Source organism: Paraburkholderia sp. RL17-381-BIF-C (assembly GCF_046026435.1).
Classification (GTDB): Bacteria; Pseudomonadota; Gammaproteobacteria; order Burkholderiales; family Burkholderiaceae; genus Paraburkholderia.
The window spans coordinates 1-2,585 of record NZ_JARESX010000165.1 but is presented as its reverse complement, the minus strand read 5'-3'; the positions used below and the strand labels follow the sequence as shown (position 1 = coordinate 2,585).

At 54.4% G+C, this 2,585-nt stretch carries 3 protein-coding genes and 1 pseudogene; all 4 read right to left on the bottom strand.

Going from position 1 to position 2,585, the window contains the following annotated elements; all coding sequences use genetic code 11:
• Positions 1-171 (bottom strand): annotated as a pseudogene (locus P0D70_RS36390) (NAD(P)(+) transhydrogenase (Re/Si-specific) subunit alpha); the annotation flags it as partial.
• A 601-nt stretch (positions 172-772) separates the two neighbouring features.
• Positions 773-1,009: a hypothetical protein gene (locus tag P0D70_RS36385; RefSeq protein WP_408188080.1), complete on the bottom strand. Its 237-nt coding sequence runs from the start codon at positions 1,007-1,009 to the stop codon at positions 773-775.
• Positions 1,010-1,345: 336 nt separating this feature from the next.
• The gene (locus tag P0D70_RS36380) at positions 1,346-1,645 is read right to left on the bottom strand and encodes a putative quinol monooxygenase (protein ID WP_408188079.1); all 300 of its coding nucleotides are present in this window, start codon (positions 1,643-1,645) and stop codon (positions 1,346-1,348) included.
• A 62-nt stretch (positions 1,646-1,707) separates the two neighbouring features.
• A complete protein-coding gene (locus P0D70_RS36375; RefSeq protein WP_408188078.1) occupies positions 1,708-2,346 on the bottom strand; it encodes an RraA family protein in 639 nt (212 codons plus the stop codon).
• Positions 2,347-2,585 lie beyond the last annotated feature (239 nt).

The following is a 2,585-nucleotide window of genomic DNA, read 5'->3' as shown; positions in this document are numbered from 1 at the left end:
GCCAGCTTTCTGGTAGTCGTCATCTGAAAACGTGGCCTTCACGCCCGCTTGTGAAGCTACTCTTACTGTAAGGCCACGTTCGACGAGGCGTTTAACCACCTCGGGCGTGAGCGCCACGCGATCTTCGCCCACGTGCCGCTCAATCGGCACCCCAACATCGTTTGTCTCCATCATTGATTTTTACGAAAATAGTCAAAGTTCTGAAATGGCAACCGCTCTCGAAACAAACTCGCGGACGCAAAGTCCCGAGGGTCGATCACGCGACCGGGAGTTCATTCCTAAGGAGAGAGCCTCGGTGAGAGACTAGATAGCGTTGCCGTCGAAGCGAGATAGACTTCAGTAACTTTAAAAATGCCTCGTAGTTAGGCTGCATTATCTGCATCCGCCCTCACAAAGAGAGACACTACCGACGAGGCTCACGTTAGCTGACGCATTTGAGCACCCAATAGTAAAACTTGCTCGAACAAAATACGTTAACGCAACGCTCTTTTAATGTTTTATCCCGAAGCAGGCTTCAGCGGCGTCCGCAGGCAACAGCCCCGCATGGAAATAGGCTTGAAGACGCCTCACGGTCGCGGCGTCAGGGTGGTAGGGAGATCGCACAAAGTTCCTTGCAACGGCTGCGTCATACCAAGCACATGTCCACGCGTCCAGATCGCGTTCGTGCTCGTACGGTAGTTGGTTTGATTCGTTAAACACAGCGAACCTCCTCTCGGTTATAGACGCGACCAGCTTTCAGTCGCATGCGCACATATCCCAAGCGTATCGCACATCAAAAAACACTCATCGCCTGACGTTCGGCATCAGGCGGAAACACCTCCCAAGTACCGTCACCTTGACGAAATAAATAGATTGCAAACATGTCAGCCGATTGCAATGCTTCGACGCAGACATAGCGCCTCCCATTTGAGCCTACGCGATTTCCTCGTATCACCCGAACCGACACCGAAGGAGCCATCAAAAGCCACTTCTCCACCATAGATCGCAAGGATCTTTCAGCCTTTTCCATTTGCGTCTCCTTCAAACTCGGCTCTACTTGAGGTTCGGCCGCCATTCCTTTTTCCACTTCTCAGGTAAGACTCAACGAGCTGTCTCTCCGGACAACCCGTAAAGAGCTATCGCGATAACACGTCCATGGTCAACAGAGCGTAGATTTCTTTGTATGCGAATAATTGCCTACGACACGAGGATATCGTCGATCCTCAGGAAACCCACCCTAGCTCGATTGACGAAGTCTGAGTAGATACAGGTTGGCCTTATGCATATTTTCTTTTCTACATTCCGCAGTGTCCACTTGGCTAAAACCTTCGCGTCGGCCGCATGAAACTCGCCGCGAACAGTTACTTCATGCCGCACCGCCGTCCACCTTGCGCAGCGCAATCACCTCGGCGCTTTCAACGAGATGAGGCACTTGAGCCAGGATCGCAGCAATGTGTGGGGACGCAGCGTGTTTGTCCAGATGCTCGCGGCTTTCCCACTCTTCGGTCCATACAAAGCGTCGTGGCTGATCCAGGTCACAGTTGAGCTGATAGCTGATACAACCTTCTTCCTTGAGGGTGGTGGCAATTACACCCCTAAAGAGCTTTTCCAATTTTGCCTCTTCGCCGGGCTTGGCGAGAAAGATTGCAACGACTGGCACTGTCATCGAGGACTCCATAAACTCTGTTTGTTGATACGCCGTGAATTCGGGTCGATTTCGCCGGCTTGTCAGGATCTGGCGTAAATGCCGTCATAGCGTCCTTCGCGGATCGCCCCCATCATCTCTTCCTCTCGCGCAATTTGAGCCTGTACGGCGTCTAGAAGGTTTGCGGCTACCGCGGCTGGAAATGACACTATGCCGTCCTCGTCACCGACCACGAAGTCGCCGGGGGAAATTACACAGCCTCCAACCGATACCGGCACGTTGAGCTCGCCGGGGCCATTCTTGTACGGGCCACGATGACTGACTGCGCGCGCGTAGCAGGGAAAGTCGGATGCGGCAAATGCCGCGACATCGCGGATCGCACCGTCGATCACGTAACCCTCTGCTTTTCGCCACTCGGCAATCGTCTTCATGATTTCGCCGACCAGCGCACGGGTCTCGTCACCCCCGCCATCTACTACGATGACATCGCCCGGCCCGACCAGTTCAAGAGCCCGGTGAATAGCGAGATTGTCGCCAGGGCGCGTGCGAACGGTGAAAGCTATGCCTACAAGCTTTGCGCCACGATGATAAGGACGCAACCCCACCGATCCCGGAAGTCGGGCGAGGTTGTCGGAGATCACAGCCGTCGGTGCATTACGAAATCCATCAATCAGATGCACCGGCGGTTTTGGTATGGATTCCATAGCAACAGTGATGGTCATGATAAAAATCCTCAGATTTGCTAGTGCGCTATGCGCCTGTGTAATGCGGAGAAAAGTAGGCGCTTGGCAGGCCAGCGCCCGATGTCTGAAAAGACCTTCAGCGAAGGCGCGCGAAGCCACGAAGCGGGCAATGAGCCGGGTTTCTGGCACCGCGCCTCACTGCTTACCAGCCTTCGAGCACGATCTTGCCGCGTGACTTGCCGCTTTCCAGCAGGGCATGCGCACGCTTGAGGTTTGCC